General features: G+C 66.8%; 14 protein-coding genes and 1 tRNA gene. 8 read left to right on the top strand and 7 right to left on the bottom strand.

Annotation, left to right across the window (positions count from 1 at the left end):
• The 3 genes from ACCQ05_RS19570 to ACCQ05_RS19580 are packed head-to-tail and all read left to right on the top strand — an operon-like array spanning position 1 to position 3,543.
• On the top strand, positions 1 to 1,467 hold the full coding sequence (locus ACCQ05_RS19570) for a DUF3526 domain-containing protein (RefSeq protein ID WP_228961833.1): 1,467 nt from the start codon (positions 1 to 3) through the stop codon (positions 1,465 to 1,467).
• On the top strand, positions 1,464 to 2,822 hold the full coding sequence (locus ACCQ05_RS19575) for an ABC transporter permease subunit (RefSeq protein ID WP_228961834.1): 1,359 nt from the start codon (positions 1,464 to 1,466) through the stop codon (positions 2,820 to 2,822). The genes ACCQ05_RS19570 and ACCQ05_RS19575 overlap by 4 nt, the downstream gene beginning before the upstream one ends.
• Before the next feature lie 10 nt (positions 2,823 to 2,832).
• Positions 2,833 to 3,543 carry an ABC transporter ATP-binding protein gene (locus ACCQ05_RS19580; protein WP_228961835.1) on the top strand — a complete coding sequence of 237 codons (711 nt, stop codon included), beginning with the start codon at positions 2,833 to 2,835 and terminating at the stop codon, positions 3,541 to 3,543.
• Here the strand turns inward: ACCQ05_RS19580 and ACCQ05_RS19585 are convergent.
• From ACCQ05_RS19585 to ACCQ05_RS19595, 3 genes are all read right to left on the bottom strand, one after another.
• Complete coding sequence (locus ACCQ05_RS19585; RefSeq protein ID WP_372392178.1) at positions 3,540 to 5,390, bottom strand: asparagine synthase-related protein; 1,851 nt, start codon at positions 5,388 to 5,390, stop codon at positions 3,540 to 3,542. The two genes, ACCQ05_RS19580 and ACCQ05_RS19585, sit on opposite strands and share 4 nt — an antisense overlap.
• 11 nt (positions 5,391 to 5,401) lie before the next feature.
• Complete coding sequence (locus ACCQ05_RS19590) at positions 5,402 to 6,109, bottom strand: lasso peptide biosynthesis B2 protein (protein WP_228961837.1); 708 nt, start codon at positions 6,107 to 6,109, stop codon at positions 5,402 to 5,404.
• Between the two features lie 69 nt (positions 6,110 to 6,178).
• Positions 6,179 to 6,334 carry a hypothetical protein gene (locus ACCQ05_RS19595; protein ID WP_228961838.1) on the bottom strand — a complete coding sequence of 52 codons (156 nt, stop codon included), beginning with the start codon at positions 6,332 to 6,334 and terminating at the stop codon, positions 6,179 to 6,181.
• Positions 6,335 to 6,574: 240 nt separating this feature from the next.
• Here ACCQ05_RS19595 and ACCQ05_RS19600 point away from each other — a divergent pair, with 240 nt between their 5' ends.
• The gene (locus tag ACCQ05_RS19600; protein ID WP_228961839.1) at positions 6,575 to 7,501 is read left to right on the top strand and encodes a hypothetical protein; all 927 of its coding nucleotides are present in this window, start codon (positions 6,575 to 6,577) and stop codon (positions 7,499 to 7,501) included.
• A 211-nt stretch (positions 7,502 to 7,712) separates the two neighbouring features.
• Here ACCQ05_RS19600 and ACCQ05_RS19605 read toward each other — a convergent pair whose 3' ends face one another.
• The 3 genes from ACCQ05_RS19605 to ACCQ05_RS19615 form a co-directional block, all read right to left on the bottom strand.
• Positions 7,713 to 9,335: an ABC transporter ATP-binding protein gene (locus ACCQ05_RS19605; RefSeq protein ID WP_372392179.1), complete on the bottom strand. Its 1,623-nt coding sequence runs from the start codon at positions 9,333 to 9,335 to the stop codon at positions 7,713 to 7,715.
• 207 nt (positions 9,336 to 9,542) lie between these two features.
• Positions 9,543 to 10,844 carry an aminotransferase class V-fold PLP-dependent enzyme gene (locus tag ACCQ05_RS19610; RefSeq protein WP_228961841.1) on the bottom strand — a complete coding sequence of 434 codons (1,302 nt, stop codon included), beginning with the start codon at positions 10,842 to 10,844 and terminating at the stop codon, positions 9,543 to 9,545.
• A gap of 756 nt (positions 10,845 to 11,600) precedes the next feature.
• Positions 11,601 to 11,677: transfer RNA gene (locus ACCQ05_RS19615), tRNA-Arg, on the bottom strand.
• Between the two features lie 285 nt (positions 11,678 to 11,962).
• Here ACCQ05_RS19615 and ubiA point away from each other — a divergent pair.
• Complete coding sequence (gene ubiA, locus ACCQ05_RS19620) at positions 11,963 to 12,868, top strand: 4-hydroxybenzoate octaprenyltransferase (RefSeq protein WP_104543137.1); 906 nt, start codon at positions 11,963 to 11,965, stop codon at positions 12,866 to 12,868.
• A gap of 485 nt (positions 12,869 to 13,353) precedes the next feature.
• Here the strand turns inward: ubiA and ACCQ05_RS19625 are convergent, their stop codons facing one another.
• Positions 13,354 to 14,079: a ComF family protein gene (locus ACCQ05_RS19625; RefSeq protein WP_228961842.1), complete on the bottom strand. Its 726-nt coding sequence runs from the start codon at positions 14,077 to 14,079 to the stop codon at positions 13,354 to 13,356.
• A 49-nt stretch (positions 14,080 to 14,128) separates the two neighbouring features.
• Between ACCQ05_RS19625 and bioB the strand changes: the two genes are divergently transcribed.
• From bioB to ACCQ05_RS19640, 3 genes are all read left to right on the top strand, one after another.
• Positions 14,129 to 15,163, top strand: a complete 1,035-nt coding sequence (bioB, locus tag ACCQ05_RS19630; RefSeq protein WP_372392180.1) for a biotin synthase BioB — start codon at positions 14,129 to 14,131, stop codon at positions 15,161 to 15,163.
• A gap of 515 nt (positions 15,164 to 15,678) precedes the next feature.
• The gene (bioF, locus tag ACCQ05_RS19635) at positions 15,679 to 16,884 is read left to right on the top strand and encodes an 8-amino-7-oxononanoate synthase (protein WP_372392181.1); all 1,206 of its coding nucleotides are present in this window, start codon (positions 15,679 to 15,681) and stop codon (positions 16,882 to 16,884) included.
• A gap of 341 nt (positions 16,885 to 17,225) precedes the next feature.
• Positions 17,226 to 17,621, top strand: a complete 396-nt coding sequence (locus ACCQ05_RS19640) for a DUF7079 family protein (protein ID WP_372392182.1) — start codon at positions 17,226 to 17,228, stop codon at positions 17,619 to 17,621.
• Positions 17,622 to 17,624: the final 3 nt, after the last annotated feature.

Raw genomic sequence — 17,624 nt, forward strand, 5'->3', positions numbered from 1 at the left:
ATGGCCGCCCGCGCTGCCGATGACACCATGAGGGTGTCCGCGCTGTCGCAGACACGCGGTGTCCTCGCAGCCCAGCTCACCGTGATGTGGCGCGAGCGACGCGTGGCGTGGCTGGCGCTCGTGGCGGTGATCCTGGCCTGCACCTCGGCGGGTACCAGCGCTGTCCACCTGGCGGCGCAGGCGCGCGAGCGGCAGGCCGTGGCCGCAGAAGAAGCCCGCTTGTGGAACCACCAGGGCACGATCGATCCGCATGCGGCCGCGCACGTCGGCCGGGCGATCCCCGCGCCGGTCCGGCCGCTGGCAAGCTTCGATCCAGGGGTGTCGAAGGTGGTTGGCACCTCGGTGTTCATCGAAGGCCATGCACAGAACCCGGCGCGTCACCGGCCGATCGAGCAAGGCGCCGCGCTGAGCCGCTTCGATGGATTTTCCGCCGCATGGGCGTTGCAGGTGATCGCACCGCTGCTGCTCATCCTGGCCGGCTTTTCCAGCATGTCCGGCGATGTGGCCCGCGAACGCCTGCGCCAAGAGCTGGCGGCCGGCGGCGCAACCACCGCCCTGGTCGGCGGCCGGCTGCTCGCCCTGGCTGCCGTCGGCGGCCTGCTCGCGCTTCCCCTGCTCGGCGCTAGCCTGCCTGCCATCCTCCTGCAGGAGGCCGGCGCTGCCACAGTGAGCGCCGTGCTGGCCATGGCGGTCGGCTACCTGCTCTACCTGCTGGCGTTCTGCGCGTTGACCACTGCAATCTCGGGGTTGTGCCGGTCGGCACGCACGTCGCTGATGATCTTGCTGTGCTTCTGGGTCGTGGCCACCCTGCTCGCACCCCGGATGGCGCCCGCGGTGGCCGAGAGCCTGGTGCCCACCCCGTCCGCGCCGGCATTCCGGGCGGCGGTCAGCGAAGAAGCCGAACGTGGGGTCGATGGCCACGACCCGGCCGACGTGCGCCTGGAAGCCCTCAAGGCCGAGTTGCTGGAACGCTACGCCGTCGACAGCGTTGACAAGCTGCCGGTGAACTTCAGGGGCGTCGCGCTGGAATTTGCCGAGAACAATTCCACCCGGACCTATGCGCGGCATTTCGAACGTCTCTACACCGCGTATCGGCAGCAGGAGCAGGTGCAGCGCGCGCTCGCCGCCCTGTCGCCGACGCTCGCGTTGCAGCCGTGGTCACGCGCATTCGCCGAAACCGACTTCGCCGCCCATCTGACCTATCTACGCGGCGTGGAAGACTATCGCTACCGGCTGATTCAGGCGCTGAACCATGAGGTCAAGGCCCACAAGCCCGCACCAGGCGCGCGCCACCATGTGGCCGATATCGCCAGCCTCACGCGTGCGGTCGCCTATACGCCGAAGGCGCAGACGCTGCCCGGCATCGCCGTGGCGCAGTTGCCCAATCTGCTCATCCTGCTCGGCTGGACGCTGTTGGGCCTGTGCCTGACGCTGCTGGCCGCTGCACGCCTGGGAGCGCAGCCATGAGCAGCCTCGCCGTGGCCGGCTACGAGATGCGCCGGCTGCTGCGCGACCGTGCGCTGTTGGGCCTGCTGGTGCTGCTCGGCGCGCTTGCAAGCTATGCCGCCTGGAACGGCCGCGCGTGGGTGGACCAACGCATGGCGGCCATCGGGCTGCTCGCCGCCGAAGAGCACCAGATGCTCGCGCGTGCACGCAGCTTCGTCGGCACCGCGCCCTCGGTGCTGCCCCGTGTGCAGCCGGTGCTGCCACCGCGACCGATGGCCGCGGTGTCGGTCGGCCAGGCCGATGCCTATCCGTTCACCGCCGATGTGGTCGCGCTGGGAGATGCCACCACCTTGTTCAAGCGCGTCTGGGCCGATATCGGCAGCCCCACCGCCCGGGCGGCCGGACCGTTCGACCTGGCCTTCGTCATCGTCTTCCTGCTGCCGCTGGTCGTACTGGCCACCAGCTACGACCTGTGGTCGCGGGAGCGCGAACGCGGTATCGACGCCATGGTGCTGTCGCAGCCGGTGGCGCTGGGCAGGCTGCTGGCGGTCAAGGCGCTGACGCGCGGGATGATCGTGCTGCTGCCTGCCACGACGATCGTGCTGGCCGCCGCGGCGTGGGCGGGTGCGCGCGATCCGCTCGGGCTGGCCTGCCTGGCCCTGATCGTGTTGAGCTACGGGGCGTTCTGGCTGGCGGTCTCGGTGCTGATCGGCCTGCGCGCGCGGCGATCCACCCAAGCGGCGATTGCCGCAGGGGCGATCTGGCTGCTGCTGGTGGTCATGGCGCCATCGCTGACCTTGGCCGGGATCGATCTGCTGGCCCCCGCGCCGTCGGACCTGCGCTTTTCCACCGAGATCAAGGCGCGACTGACAACCCTGGCCGAACGCCAGCGCCTGCACCGCGCGGCCCATCCCACCCCGGTACGCTCGCCGGCCCCGACCCTGCCCGACCAGTTGCGCGACAGCTATGCCGACCTGCTTGCGACCGACCGCGCGTTGGCGCCGTTGCTTGCCGAGCACCGGCGCGCACAGGACGCACATCGCCAGCTGATGGATCGCGCACGGCTGCTGTTGCCGTCGGTGGCCGCCCAGGATGCGCTGGACCGCCTTGCCGGCGCCGATGCCGATCGCGCGCTCGCCTTCCAGGAACAAGTCACCGTGTTCTGGCAGCAACGTCGGCGTCTGCACCAGGCCTATCTGGATCGCGATGCTCCGCAGACACTGGCCGAATACGACACGTTGCCGCGTTTTGCCTTCCATGATCCCCCCGGCCCGCTGCGCCGCGGGCTGCTCGCCGACCTTGCAGCGCTGTGCGGTGCCATCGGGCTGCTGCTTGTCGCCGCCTGGGCCATGCGCGGCCAATCTACCACGCCGTAAGGAGCACCCTATGCTCTGCGCAAAACGTCTGACCAAGCACCACGGCACCCAGCGCGCACTGGACGATGTGAGTTTCAGTGTGGCGCCCGGCGAAATCTACTGCCTGCTCGGCGCCAACGGCGCCGGCAAGTCGACCACCATCAAGTTGTTCCTCGGCTTCATGACCCCGACCTCGGGTGTGGCCGAAGTGGATGGTCTCAATGCCCAGGATGCGCCCCATGCAGTCCGCCGCCGTCTGCTTTACATTCCTGAAACCGTGGCGCTGTATGAAGAGCTGACCGGCTACGAGAACCTGGATTATTTCGCGCGTCTGGCGCAGGTGGCCGATCGCACGCCGGCGCGCCTGCGCGATGCCCTTGCCGCGGCGGGGCTGACACCGGGCGTGTTCGACCGCCGGGTCGGCCATTATTCGAAGGGAATGCGGCAGAAAGTCGGCATCGCCCTGGCCATCGTCAAACAGGCCAAGGCCTTGCTGCTCGACGAGCCGACTTCCGGCCTGGATCCGGAAGCATCGGCCGAGTTCCACGAGCTGCTGGTGCGCCAACGCGACCGTGGGGCGGCGATCCTGATGGCCACCCACGACCTGTTCCGTGCGCGCGAGGTGGCCACCACCATCGGCCTGATGCAGGCCGGCCAGCTACGCCGCACGGTAGACGCGGCAACCATCACCGCCAACGACCTGGAAGACCTCTATCTGCAGGAAATGAGCCGGCACCGTTAGACCGCGATGGCGGCGCCAGTGCCGGTACTCGCCGACCAGCGCCGCAGCCAGGCTTCGATGTTGAGCTGCGGGCCGAAGATCCCCAGCGCCTGCAGGGAATGGTCCGGGCTCACGCGGCCGATGCCGGCGTCGGCAAGGCGGCTATCGATCAGTCCGCGCCGGGCCAGATGTCCATCGACCAGCAAGCCACGGATGAAGTCGCGGTGGTGCTGGATGACGGCCACCGAGTGATCGTCCAGATAGGACTTGATCTTGCGCGACAGCAAGGCCGTCGGCAGCAGGCCCTCGAAGGCGCGGCGCGCCACCGTGCGATCTTCTGCATCGGCCATGAGCAGGTGCAACGGGATGCGCGCAAACAGCTCCACCATCGGCTGCGCGCTGATCGGCGACACGCCCTGCCACGGCCCCGCGCCTTCGAACGGGTCCAGCACGCTCAGCGGAAACACCATGCGGCCGATGTGCGCCATCTTGTACGGAGAGATGCGGTGCCCCTGGGCGATGGCATGACGCATCCACGCGGGTTGCCCAATGCCATGCGCGCCGGCATCGGCCAGCACCCATTCGCAGGGATTTCCCCAGTTCTCGTTGATGCGCGCCGGCTTCTTCAACACGCCATGGCGCAGCGCGTCCTTGATCACGCCGTAGAACGAATCACCCGACTGCGCGGTCTCGAAGGCCACACGCAGGAAGGTGCGATCGATACCCTGCCGCCAGGCGTAGTCGATCGCGGGCGCATTGCCCTTGAAGCGCAGGAAGACCCCGTCCCCGCCGACGCCGGTGAACTGCACCGGCTCCCTGCCCGGATCCTTGCCAAGGCCGGCACGGCGGTGCAGAAGATATCCCGAACAGTGCGCCGGGCGCGCCGTCACCGGAAACGCCATGATGTCTTCCAGCGCGCAGTGCGGTGCCCGCTGATACTCGATGAACTCGCAGCTGCGGCCGGCAGACGCGCTCGCCCCTGCCACCGCCATGCGCGCGAATGCCCTCTCATCAGCGCCAATCCCGGAATCGTAATGGTGGACGCACTGCACCTGTGGGCGCGAGGGAGCGTGCAACAACCCGGCCAGCAGGATCGACGAATCCAGGCCGCCGGACAGCTGCAGCTGCACATGCCCATGCTGGCTAGCCAGGGCGCCGATGCAGCCCAGCAGCGTCGAACGCGTGAGCTCCACGGCTTGGTCCAGGTTGGTGATCGGATCCTCCACCGCCTGCCTGACCACGTCCCAATGGCACTGTCGCGCGATCGGTCTGCCCGCGCGGAGCGTGAGGCCTTCGCCGCCTTCCAGCGACTGGACCTGCGCAAAGCCGGTCTGGCTGGTGTCGCGGAAGGGAAACAGCAGGGCACTGGTCACATAGGACCAGTGCAGCGAAAATTCCCTCAACTGCAGTTTCAGGCAGTCTTCCATGCAGGAAAAGATCAGCGTCACGCTGCCGACCTCAGTGACGAAGCACGGAAGTTCCGCAGTGGGATCGCGCACGGCGAACCAGCTACGTGCCGATGCGTCATGACCGAAGGCCACGTAGCGTCCCCAGTAGCGTTGCACAAGACTGGCGCCGCCGCTCGCGCATACCGCATCGGCCGCATCGTCGTCGAAGCGGGCAGGTTCGGGCACGTTGCCGTTTGCAAACGCCTTGGGAAAGAGCTTGCCAAGAATTACCAGCGAACCGACCCGGGTGCACTCAAAAAATCCCGGATCATCGCTCTGCCAATAGATCGCCGCGCCCTGTTCGCGCAGCGCGCAGCGCACCCCTGCAAGCTCGGTCTCGATGCGAGCGATCGCCCGCGCTGCCTGGTCTTTGGATCCAGGCGACTCCTCGTTCCAGAACACGGCGACATAGCGATACATGGGCAGGCGCGTCACAGCACCAGGATGGGAACCATCCGGCGCAGGTTGAAGGGAATGTCGGTCAGCACGTAATCACCGTATTGCAGCCAGCAGTGGGCGGCGAACGGAGACGTACGCACAGCAAAGACCCAGGACGGAAAAAATCCATAACGCGAGAGAAACTCGCTGAGCGCAAGGCAATACAGGAAGCACTCGTCGGTCTTCTTGAACGCAAACGGGCGCAACCAATCGAATACCCGCACCAGCCAAGCCAACCGATCCAGTTGTGATTCCTGCAGGGATTGATCTGTCGCCCGCTTCTGGACCCTGGCCACGATTGTCTTGAGGGAAACGCATTTTTTTGCGCAGGCAGCAACCGCCACCGCCCACGCAAACCTGCGGACATCGCGTGGCGTGATGGTGGGGCATCCACGCGGCTCACCCTCGCGTAACCAGCGGCGCGGCAATGCGATCGTCACGCTGGTCGCGGGCCGCCCCAGTCTTGAATCCCGGGTGAGGAGACCGCGTGCAACCAGGGTGTCCAGGATCGGCGTCCGCTTCTGACTGCCGGGCGGCACGGGCCACCCCAGAATCTGGCTGCCCAACGTGGCTGACTGCTCCCTGCCGATGGCCAAATACTTACCAGTGGCCACGTCCAACAGCACGACGACTCCACCGGCAACACACACATGCGCATCCATGGACAACAAATACGGCTGTGACGATGCCAGATCGCGCATGCAAGCTCCCATTGGTGACAACAAGGCGGTGCGTGCACTGCACGCACCGCCGACCTTCAGTGCCGCCGGTTACGGCGAGGTGGTCGGGAAGATCCCGTCCCACAACGTCCCGTGGCTGTGCGCCTTGGTCTCGGACACCACTGCACCCAGCTCGATGAGATCACTGCTGCCATCCTCTTGCTGGATGGAATGGCCCGCCAGTTCCAGGTCGATCGACTCGTTCATGCGTGTTTCCTCTGGTCAGTAAGTGGACGCATCCAGAACCCAATGGATGCGTTCGAAACAACCGCGGTATGCAGTCCGCACCGGCAATTGCATGCGCGCCAGACCGATGTTACAAGGTAACAATTGAGAATGTGTCGATTTATTTTCAGACGCGGAAAGATACGCGTGACATTAATCACATAATCGATCACGCCAGCCTCGTCGGGCGAACCCATCCGCAAGTTTCTCAGGGGAGTTTTCATGGAGGTCGAAGAACGGGACGACGCGTGTGACCCGACGCTTCTCGTGCACGGGTGGTATCCCGTCTCGCGGCTGATCCGTTTTATTCGCGAGCGCTGTCCGCCTGGACACGTGGACGAAGCAGTCCAACTTCAGCAATGGCGCAGCGCGCATGCAGTAACCATGGAGTTGGCCAGCCAGGAAGCCGGTCACGCCGAGGCGGTCGGCATCCAGGCGCTTGCGGACGAGCTGCAGCCGCTCGCAGCCGCAGCGCTACGCCAACCATCGATGCATCGGATCACCAGCCAGGTGCCACGTACCTGGTGCATGGTGGAGGTCGACCGGATGATCGTGTTCCAGGAGTCGCTCAACCTGCGCCATCTCGCTGCGCTGAAGCAGCGCTTTGCTGCGGTGCCAAGCATGCACGAGGTCATGGCCCTGGCAACGGGCCAGGGCGCAGGTGCGCATCCGCCGGTACGGTACGCACAGGCCGATGGCGACCATGCCTTCGCCTCGGCCTCCAACGACCTGCGCTTCCTGGATGTGGCGGTGATGGACCCATCGGCGATCCAAGCCTATGAGCCGTTCGGCGCCGCCAGCCACGCCATCGTCATCTATCTGGGTTTCAGCGATAACGTCATCAGCGCAACCCGGGTCGGCAAGCGCATCATCCTCACCAATGGTTCCCACCGCGCCTACCTCCTGCGGTCCCTGGGCATTCGTTTCATTCCCTGCCTGGTGACGGATGCCAGCGATGGCGACATCGCCGACATCCTGCTGCCTGCAGCGGTGAAGCAGGACCGTGACCTTTACCTGCGCGCTCCCCGGCCGCCCCTGTTCAAGGATTACAACGATGCGCGCCTGACCCAGACGGTGTCGGTCATGAGGAAGAACTACGTGCTGCGGGCCAAGCTGGATCTCAAGCGGACCACCGTGCCGGCAGTCTGAGGCCCGACGCACGCCGCCGCCAGACCGGCAGGCCTGGGCCTGGTACCGGGGTGGCGGTCGCTGTCGTATCGCTGCTGGCCGCGCAACCAGGCGCCATGACGACTGCATCGCGCATCGGCCCCGACGCCACCGGCAGGAGATGCCATGCATGTGCATGCCAAGGCACAGGTGCGCAAGCAATCGATCTGCCGTCGACGCGGGCGCACGCGGCTTACGCAGATGTATCGCGAACCGGCCGCGCATGACTGTTTGGGACCGCGCCGGGCGATGACCGCGCATGCTGGCTGTCGCCGTCCAGCCAGATCACCCGATCGGTGGGCGCAACGCCGCTCCGGCGATGAGTGATGGCAAGAATGGTGACGTCGGCGGCAACGGCACGCAGGTGCATCATCACCGCATGTTGGGTGTCATCGTCCAGCGCGGAACTGGCCTCGTCCAGCAGCAGCACGGCGGGACGGCCATACAGCGCACGGGCGATCGCAATGCGCTGGCGCTCGCCACCGGAGAGCTTGAGGCCGCGCTCGCCGACGACGGTGTCCAGCCCGTCCGGCAGCGCATCGATGAGCGGCAGGATCGCTGCATTGGCCGCCGCCTCGCGCAGGCGCGTGTCCTCGCGCGGGCGGCCAAGCAGGATATTGTCGGCCAGGGTTTCGTTGAGCAGCATCACTTCCTGTGGCACCACCGCCACGCAGGCATGCCAGTCGGCGCGGTCGACGTAGGCAAGGTCCACTCCGTCCACCAGGATCCGCCCGGCATCCGGTTCGATGCTCTTCAACGCAAGCCGGAAGATCGTCGACTTTCCTGCGCCGGTGTCGCCCATCAGGAAAGTGATGCCGCCACGCTCGACCTGGAAGCTCACTCCAGCGACGCCTCGCCCATTGTCATAACGATATCCAACCGCATCGAACTCAATACGCCCATGACCGGGAACAAAGCGCCGTGCTCCATGCAGGCGCGGCTCCTCAGGCGCTGTCCAGAGCGCCACGAGCGGGACCAACATTGCCTTAGCGCGCGCAACGTCGTCGATGGCGCGGGCAATCGCTTCGAACGGCGTGTTGAGCTGCAACAGCAATAGGTTGAACAAGACCAGGTCGCCGATACTGACCGTACCAAGCTGATAGCGCGGCAGCAACAGATGGAACGTCACGCCGAACTGCAGCGCCAGGCCGAGCCCCAGCAGCGCGATATAGCCCAGACGCTGCAGCACATAGGCGCGCCAGTTATCGCGCACCTGGCGCGCCCGTTGCTCGAAGCGCCGGGTCATCCACGCATGGCTGCCGAACTGGCGCAGCGTCTCCATCGCATTCATCGCATTGCCGATAAAGCGGGCATTCTCCTGCCCGGCGTTGGTCGCCGCCTCAAGATACACGCGCGCACGCCGCGTGGCGAAGGACGACAGGCCGATGGCCACCGCCCCGTAGACCACCACGACCACCACCAGCTGCAGATCGATCAACGCACCCAGCGTCAGGAGACTCAGCAGGATCTGCAACACCCCGGGAATGAAGGCCACCAGCGCCAGCTGCACCAGGATCTTCAGCCCGCTACGCCCACGCTCGCCGGCAGCCTGGATCTCCGCCGGATTGTGTTCGACGAAGAACGCCGCGGTCTTCTTGAGGATCGTGGCGAAGTAGCGGGTGCTGGCGATGAAGCCAAGGTTCTCCGAGCTCAGGAAGGAGAGGTATTGCACCATCTGCTGCAGGGCCGCGCTCGCGCCCAGCAGCGCTCCATATCCGGCGAATGCCCAGGCCAGCGCAGGGGCGCCATCCAGCGGCAGGCGGTCGATCAGACGCGAAAACAGCAAGGGCGCCGCCACGGTCGCGAGGCTGGCCACGACGACGACTCCAACCACGCGTAGCACCGCCCAGCGATCCGAGCGCCAGTACGCAGCCAGGACTTCAGATGCAGGAGAGATCATGCAGACCGGCCGCGTGGTGAATGGACGTCTGGCCGGCCGTCCTCGATGACCGGCCGACTTTTGCCACTAACGATGACATCCACTGCAGCTTGGGACGGGCGCAAGTTGGCGACCGCAGGCGCCTCATGCATGTCGAGCGAGCTGGGCGACTGCATCGACCAGTCGATGTATGTCGGCCACCGGGGTGAAGATCTGCGGTGTCACCCGCAGACAGGAGCCGCTGTGCAAGTCGCTGCGAACCACGGTGAAAATGTCGAACGCGTGCTGCAGGCGCTGTTGCAGCGCATCGACCTCTGCCTTGGACGATCGGCCGCGCAAGCGGAACGCACCCATGCCCGAGGCATTGTGCTCGCTCGCCGCTCCCAAGACCTCCACCGCCTCCATCGCCCCCAGCGCGCTGGCCCAGACCTGGCGCAGGTAGCGCAAGCGTGCCTGCTTGTTGGCGCCACCAATTGCCTGGTGGAACTGCACAGCGGCCGGGACCGTCATGAATGCGGCAAAGTCGCTGGTAGCCAGGTGAACCCGGGTGGTGATGTCGGCATCGGAGTCCGGCTCACCGGGGAACGGCCTGACCGGACTGAGCGTGCCGCGCCGCATATACATGGCACCAACGCCTACCGGCGAACCGATCCATTTGTGCAGGTTGAACACCGCCCAGTCAACGCCCAACGTCTCGATGGTGAAATCGAGCAGGCCCCATGACTGCGCGCAGTCGCAGATGACCTGGATGCCGCGCTGTCTGGCAAGCGCTGCGATCCGGCGCACCGGCAGCACCAGCCCGTGCTGGTTGCTGACATGGGTCAGCAGTAGCAGCTTCAGGCGGGGGTGCGCATCAAAGGCCTGTGCGTAAGCGCGCACATAATCGTCGTCGGTGCCGCTACTCGGCAGTGCCAGCATGTGGCCGTCCACCTGCCGCGCGCGGGCCAGCCACGACATCATGCGTTTGAACTCCGGATAATCCGCATCGGCCCATGCGATTGCATCGCCCGGCGACAATCCGTCGTACTGCGTGATCACGTTGACGAACGATTCGGTGGCGTTGCGGGTCAACATCACCTCTTCAACGCGCGCTCCAAGCGCATCGGCCACGACCGTCCGCGTGTGCAGGAAATCCGCCTCGTACTCACGCCTGGCGTACCAGGACAGCTCACGATTGACGCGGTGCGTGTTGCGCGCCAGCGCCTCTTCCACGGCAGTGGACATTTTGCCCCAGTAGCCGTGTTCCAGATTGATGATGTCGTCCTGCACCGGATACAGGCGCCGGACTGCCTGCCAGTGCGCCTCCTCGCGCGCCAACGCCTCCGGTGCCTGGCGGCTGACCGGCACGACGCTCGCGACCGGCGTCGCGAGTGCCGGAACAGCCTCGACCATCGCCATCGCGGCCGCCGAAGTGAAACGCATCAGGAAGCGCCTGCGGTCGTGCATGCCACGAGTCCGTCATGTGTTATTTAATAACAATAGCCGACCTGGGGCGCTACATCTAGCACCGCAGTCGACGTTGGGCACGCCTTGCATCTGCATGCTTGCCGTGCAGTGCAGTGCAGCGCTAGCACAGCCGACACCGGGCGCAAGCGCGATGCCGCCGGACCGAGAGACACAGCACGGGGTCCGGAGCCGGCTGCTCCATGCTGCTGCACCCACCCAGCCCAAGACGCACCTTCGATGCGCTGCCGTGAGCACCGCCGCAGGAATGCGTGCGTTGCGAGGCGCTTTACGGTTGCGAGACGCTTTACGGAAGTCTCGCGCGCTCGCTTCAACCCACCGACGTCGGCCCCTGCCCCAGGCATGCGCGATCTCAGGACCACGCGGCCCAAGGTCCCAGACATCCGCCGCGTGACCCTAGGTCGGAAATGGATCGAATCCCCCCGAGTTTTGGAGCCGACGGCGACTCAAGGCGACAGGACATCGCACGACAGCCTTCAGGATCACCGGCCCATGCCTGCGTCATCTTTCCACGCTGGGTGAGCGTTGCGGGCGTCGCGCTGCGCACCGCAGAGTCACGTCGGGGCAGGGAGGTCTCCGTATCCGTGCAGGGAGCGCTGATACCGCGATCCACGCTTCCGCGACGCGGCTGGATTTCAATCGATCAGGGGATAAACCAGGGAATCTGCTGACAACAAAAAAACCCCCGGTGTCCCGGGGGTTTTCTGGATCTTCCCGGATGGTCCCGGAAGATGTATCTGGTGCGCCCGGAGGGATTCGAACCCCCGACCAATGGCTTCGGAAGCCACTACTCTATCCGGCTGAGCTACGAGCGCCTGGCCGCACAGTATGCCAGAACCCACGCCGCCGCGTGATGCCTGCCTCGGCAGCGTGGCCGGTAGCGAAGGGGCCGATCGCTGGCAGCGCCACTGACGCACCGCAAGCCGGCGCGTTGTTCCATGTGCGCCGCCCGACAAGACTGCCAGGCTCCCTCGGCACCCAAGTGGCACGCGGTGACTTGAGGCATCGCCCCTGCTGACCATGCAAGGTTCGGTTCGCACCCCACCGCTGCGCCGGCCTGCGCATGGCCGCATCCAGAGCGCGCTGCTACCCTTTGCAGCATGAGCAAGCATGGTTTCGAACAGGCCCCTGCGGCGCCCGCGCTGAGCTGGTCCGAGCGGCTGGGGCAGTACTGGAAGCTGGTGCGCGGCGACCGCCCGATCGGCAGCCTGTTGCTGCTGTGGCCCACGTGGTGGGCGCTGTGGCTGGCCGCCGACGGCCTGCCGCCGTTGTGGACGCTGTGCGTGTTCACTGCCGGGGTGTGGCTGACCCGCTCGGCCGGCTGCGTGATCAACGACTACGCCGACCGCTGGCTGGACCCGCATGTGGAGCGCACCAAATCGCGTCCACTGGCCACCGGCGCGGTGTCCGGACGCGAGGCGCTGTGGGTCTTCGTGGCGCTGATGCTGATTGCATTCGCACTGGTGCTCAGCCTCAACTGGCTGACCGTGGCGCTGAGCGTGCCCGGGGTGTTCCTGGCCGCCAGCTACCCGTATCTCAAGCGCCATACCCACCTGCCGCAGGTCTACCTGGGCATGGCCTTCGGCTGGGGCATCCCGATGGGCTTTGCCGCCGTGCAAGGCAGCGTGCCGCTGTTGGGCTGGCTGCTGTACGCGGCCAACATCCTGTGGGCCACCGCCTACGACACCTGGTACGCCATGGTCGACCGCGACGACGACCTTCGCATGGGCAGCAAGTCCACCGCCATCCTGTTCGGCAGCTACGACTTGCTCGCCCAGGGCGCGTTGTATGCATCGATGTTTGCCATCCTGGCCGCGGTCGGCCTGCGTGCCGCTCTCGGCCCAGCCTATTGGGCCGGCCTGTGCGTGGCGGCGCTGCTGGTGGCCTACGAATTCCGCATCGCCCGCCACCGCGAACGCGGCCCCTGCTTTCGCGCCTTCCTGCACAACAACTGGGTCGGCCTGGCGATCTTCGTTGGCATTGCGGTAGCGGTGGGCGGGCGCTGAGGGGCGGGGATTCGGGATTCGGGATTCGGGATTGGGGATTCGGAACTGCGGACTGCGGACTGCGCAGTCGAACTCGCTGCGATAGCGTTGCAAGGCTCCCACGTCGACCTATTCCTCGACAGGGAAAACGTCGCGCCTTGCCCGGCTGCGCCTTCCGGCGACAAGCCCCTCGCCTGAGTGAAAGAGGAACCGGGCCCAGGCAACTAGCCGTCCCCAGGCACCGACGCACCGGTGCCTTCAACGCTGCAGGGGGCTCTACCGATCCGCTCTACCGTCCTACGAGACACCTTCTCCTGCGGGAGAAGAGGAACCGCGCGTCACTTCCGCACTTCCGTCGAGACAACCGCCGATCGATCCAATCAGCCATATAGCCAGATCCGCAGCCCTGACGCGGAGCGCCAAACCACGCCCGCATTGCGCGCCGGCCCTGTCGTATCAACGCGATCGGCACCGGTGACGTACAAAGCCCCTGCCGAAGCCTGCCCTCATGGCACCCGCGCGCAGACCCAGGCATCCACCCGCTGCACGCCGGCCCGGCGCAGGGCCTGGGCGGCGGCGTGCAGGGTCGCGCCGGTGGTCATCACGTCGTCCACCAGCGCCACGTGGGCAGGCAAGGCGCCGCGGGCGATGAAGGCATCGCGCAGGTTGCGCTGGCGCTCGGCGGCATCCAGCTCCGATTGCGGCGCGGTGGCGCGCACCCGGCGCAGCAATGGCAGGCACGGCAGCTGCAGCGCGCGGCCCAGTGGCCTGGCCAGCTCCAGCGCCTGGTCGTAGCCACGCTGACGCAGCCGCTGCCGATGCAGGCTCACCGGCACCAGTGCCTGCGGCCGTGGCAACTGGGCACAGCGCCGGGCCATCAACTCGCTCAGCAGGCGACCGGCCGCCAGGTCCTGATGGAACTTGAAGCGTCGCAGCAGGCCATCCACCGGCCAGCGATAGGTGAAGCAGGCATGGACCCGCTGCAATGGCGGCAGCCGCTGCAGGCATTGCCCGCAGAGCGCCACGCCATCGGAGGCGAACAACGGGGTGGCACAGCACAGGCAGGCATGGCCGTGCTCCGGCAGGGCGGCGCGGCAGGACGGGCACAGGTCGCAGTCGGCCATGCCCGCTTCCGCGCACACCAGGCACAGGCTCGGCAGCAGCAGCCGCAGCACCCGCTGCGGCCACCTGTAAACCGAACCTACCGCATTGAAGTTGACAGCCTCGTCCATGCTCACCAGACTGCCTGGCTTCCAAGCCGCTGACTGTCAGGAAACTCCGATGTCCGTTGTCGTCCGCCATGACTGGGATCGCAAAGACGTGCAGGCGCTGTTCGACTTGCCTTTCCCCGAGTTGCTGCATCACGCGGCCAGCGTGCACCGCGCACATTTCGATCCGGCGCAGGTCCAGGTCTCCACGTTGCTGTCGGTCAAGACCGGCGGCTGCCCGGAGGATTGCGCGTACTGCCCGCAGGCACAGCGCTACGACACCGGCGTGAACGCGCAAAAGCTGATGGACACCGATGCGGTGGTCGCCAAGGCACGCCAGGCCAGGGATGCCGGCGCCTCGCGCTTCTGCATGGGCGCGGCCTGGCGCTCGCCCAAGGAGCGCGACATCCCCAAGGTGGCCGCGATGATCCGCGAGGTCAAGGCGCTGGGACTGGAAACCTGCGCCACGCTGGGCATGCTCGACGCCGGCCAGGCACGCGCACTCAAGGACGCCGGGCTGGACTACTACAACCACAATCTGGACACCGCGCCGGATTACTACGACTCGATCATCCACACCCGCCAGTACCAGGATCGGTTGAACACGCTGGAACATGTGCGCGACGCCGGGCTGAAGACCTGCTGCGGCGGCATCGTCGGCATGGGCGAGACCCGCGAGCACCGCATCGGCCTGTTGCTGGCCCTGGCCACCCTGCCCGCGCACCCGGACTCGGTGCCGATCAACCAGCTGGTGCAGGTGCCGGGTACTCCGCTGCACGGTACCCAGCAGTTGGATCCGTTCGAGTTCGTGCGCATGATCGCCGTGGCCCGTATCACCATGCCCAAATCGATGGTGCGCCTGTCCGCCGGCCGCGAGGCGATGAGCGACGAGTTGCAGGCGCTGTGCTTCCTGGCCGGTGCCAACTCGATCTTCTACGGCGAAAAACTGCTCACCACCGGCAACCCGGACACCGAACGCGACCAGGCCCTGTTCCAGCGCCTGGGTCTGCGCCCGATGCAGATCACTGTCGACGCCGCCGGGCACGACCACCCGGGCACCGTGCATGCGGACATCACCTGCGGTACGGCGTGCGAGCACGCGGCATGACGACGGATTTTCCGCGCAGCATGGGATCGTGATGCAGCGACGTCGTTGCGGTGGCCGGACGGAGTTCCACCGCTGCGGAGCAACTCCCTGACCACCCGCCGGAGATGCTGCTGCCAGTCGGCGATGATCGGCACGGTGCGATGACCCGATCGTGCCGGTAGATCTGTGACCGGTCTCGCTGCAGCCCCGTCACGCAAGTCCGCTGGCGCCTGTCGTTGCAGGACGGCCATGATTCGTCGATGCCGAATCACAGCCGCAGGTCTGATCCACTGGCGTTGAAGGCCATCCCCGCCACGCATGCACGCCGCCGATGCGCGAAGCCCCCTGGGGTCGGTCGGGCTGTTGAACCATCCGATTGGTGGACATCGCCGGCATCAGGCGGCACAGCATTCCGTCGGCATCCAGCAGCTGGCACGCGGGCGAACCCGGCATCGCCGGCACCGGCCGTCGGTACCAGCTGGGCGGCGCAGGCGCGGCACGCTACGCTAGCGGCCCTTTCCGTGACCGAATTCCCCATGACTCGCCCCGATCTGCACGAACGGATTTCGTCGCTGCGCAAATTGCGCGTGGCCCAGGAACGGGTGCGGGTGCGGCGGCAGGTCGGCCGCCGCGACGGAGTGCGGCTGGAGATCGACGGCCGCTGGCTGACCGGATTCTGCTCCAACGACTATCTGGGCCTGTCCCAGCAATTCGAAGTGGTCGCCGCGTTGCAGGATGCCGCTGCGCGCGATGGTGCCGGCGCCACCGCCTCGCACCTGATCTGCGGCCATCACACCGCGCACGAAATGCTGGAGCGCGAAATCGCCGACTGGTTGGGCTACCCGTCGGCCCTGCTGTTCGGCAGCGGCTTCATCGCCAACCTGGCCGTGCAGCAGGCCCTGCTCAGCGAAGAAGACGATGTGTGCGTGCAGGACCGGCTCAATCACGCCAGCCTGCTCGATGCCACGCGCTTGGCCGGCTGCCGGCTGCGGCGCTATCCGCATCTGGACGTGGAAGGCGCGATGCGCCAGCTCAAGGCTGCGCCCGAGGGCGCGGCGATGCTCGCCAGCGATGGTGTCTTCAGCATGGACGGCGACGTGGCGCCGCTGCGCGCGTTGAGCCTGGTGGCGCGCATGCAGCAGGCGCTGTTCTATGTCGACGATGCGCATGGCGTGGGCGTGCTGGGTCCGCAAGGGCGTGGCTGCGTCGCCGATGCCGGGCTGGGCGTGGCCGAAGTGCCGCTGCAACTGGTGACCCTGGGCAAGGCGCTGGGCGGCTATGGCGCCGTGGTGGTCGGCGAGCAAGCGCTGGTGCGCCACCTGGCCGAAACCGCGCGCCCCTACATCTACACCACCGCCCTGCCACCGGCACAGGTGGCCGCCACCCTGGCCGCGGTGCGCCTGGCACGCCGCGACGAGTGGCGCCGTGCGCGCCTGGTCGAACTGATCGGCACCTTCCGCGACGGTGCACGCCGGCACGGCTTCGAACTGATGGCCTCCGATACGCCGATCCAGCCCTTGCTGTGCGGCGAAGAGGCCACGGTGATGGCGATGTCGGCCGCGCTCGAGCAGGCCGGCTTCATGGTCGGTGCGATCCGCCCGCCCACGGTGCCTGAGGGCAAGGCGCGCCTGCGCGTGACCTTGTCGGCGTTGCATACCCCGCAGCAGGTGCAGGCGCTGGTCGAGGCCATCGTGCAGGCGCGCGATGTGGTCAGCCGGCAACCGCTGCGCGCGTCGGCCTGACGGTGGGCGACAGCGCGCCGGGGGGCTGGCCGGTGCCGGACTGTCGAGCGCCTCGCCGACACATCGATCCATCGCCCCGGCATGCGGGAGACGCTGCCCGAACGGAGGTTGGAACATGCCTATGGATGGACGAACACGGCCACGGGCGGTCCACCTGCGTGCTGGCTCCGGCACGTTGCTGACACCCGCATGAGCCGCGCGCGCGCCAGTTCGCCTGGCCCTTCCAGCCGGCATGTTGGAAACCGTTGCGTCTGTGCCAGGCGGATGGGCGAACCGTTTCGCTGTTTGCACGCTGTCCGCGCAAGCTACAGGCACCACGCGTCACCACATCCCGCGGCGACGTGGTTGCCACTGTGACCTCCGGCGCGCCCGATCCAACCGCCGCCACACCGGCACAACGCCGTGTCTGGGAAGCGCTGTCCTTGCTGTACCTGGACAGCGCCGGCGAGGACGAACATACCGGTATCGCGCAGGCACTGGCCGCTTCGCCATTCACGCTACCGCAGTTGCGCACGATGCTGCTGCATGAGGTGCATCCGGCGTTGATCGGCAATCTGCGCAGCGTGGCGGGCGTGTGGGATGCGTTCGATGCCGACTGGCTGGCGGCGACGATCGCCGCGCGTCGCGCGCGCCGCTGGCGATGGCCCGACCGCTGGTGCCGGCGTGGCTACGCACGCGCGCAGTGGGCAGTGCTCGCACCCAGGATCGAGGCGCTACGCGCCATCGACAGGCACTGACCC

This window comes from Xanthomonas sp. NCPPB 3582, from assembly GCF_041475735.2.
Taxonomy (GTDB): domain Bacteria; phylum Pseudomonadota; class Gammaproteobacteria; order Xanthomonadales; family Xanthomonadaceae; genus Xanthomonas; species Xanthomonas codiaei.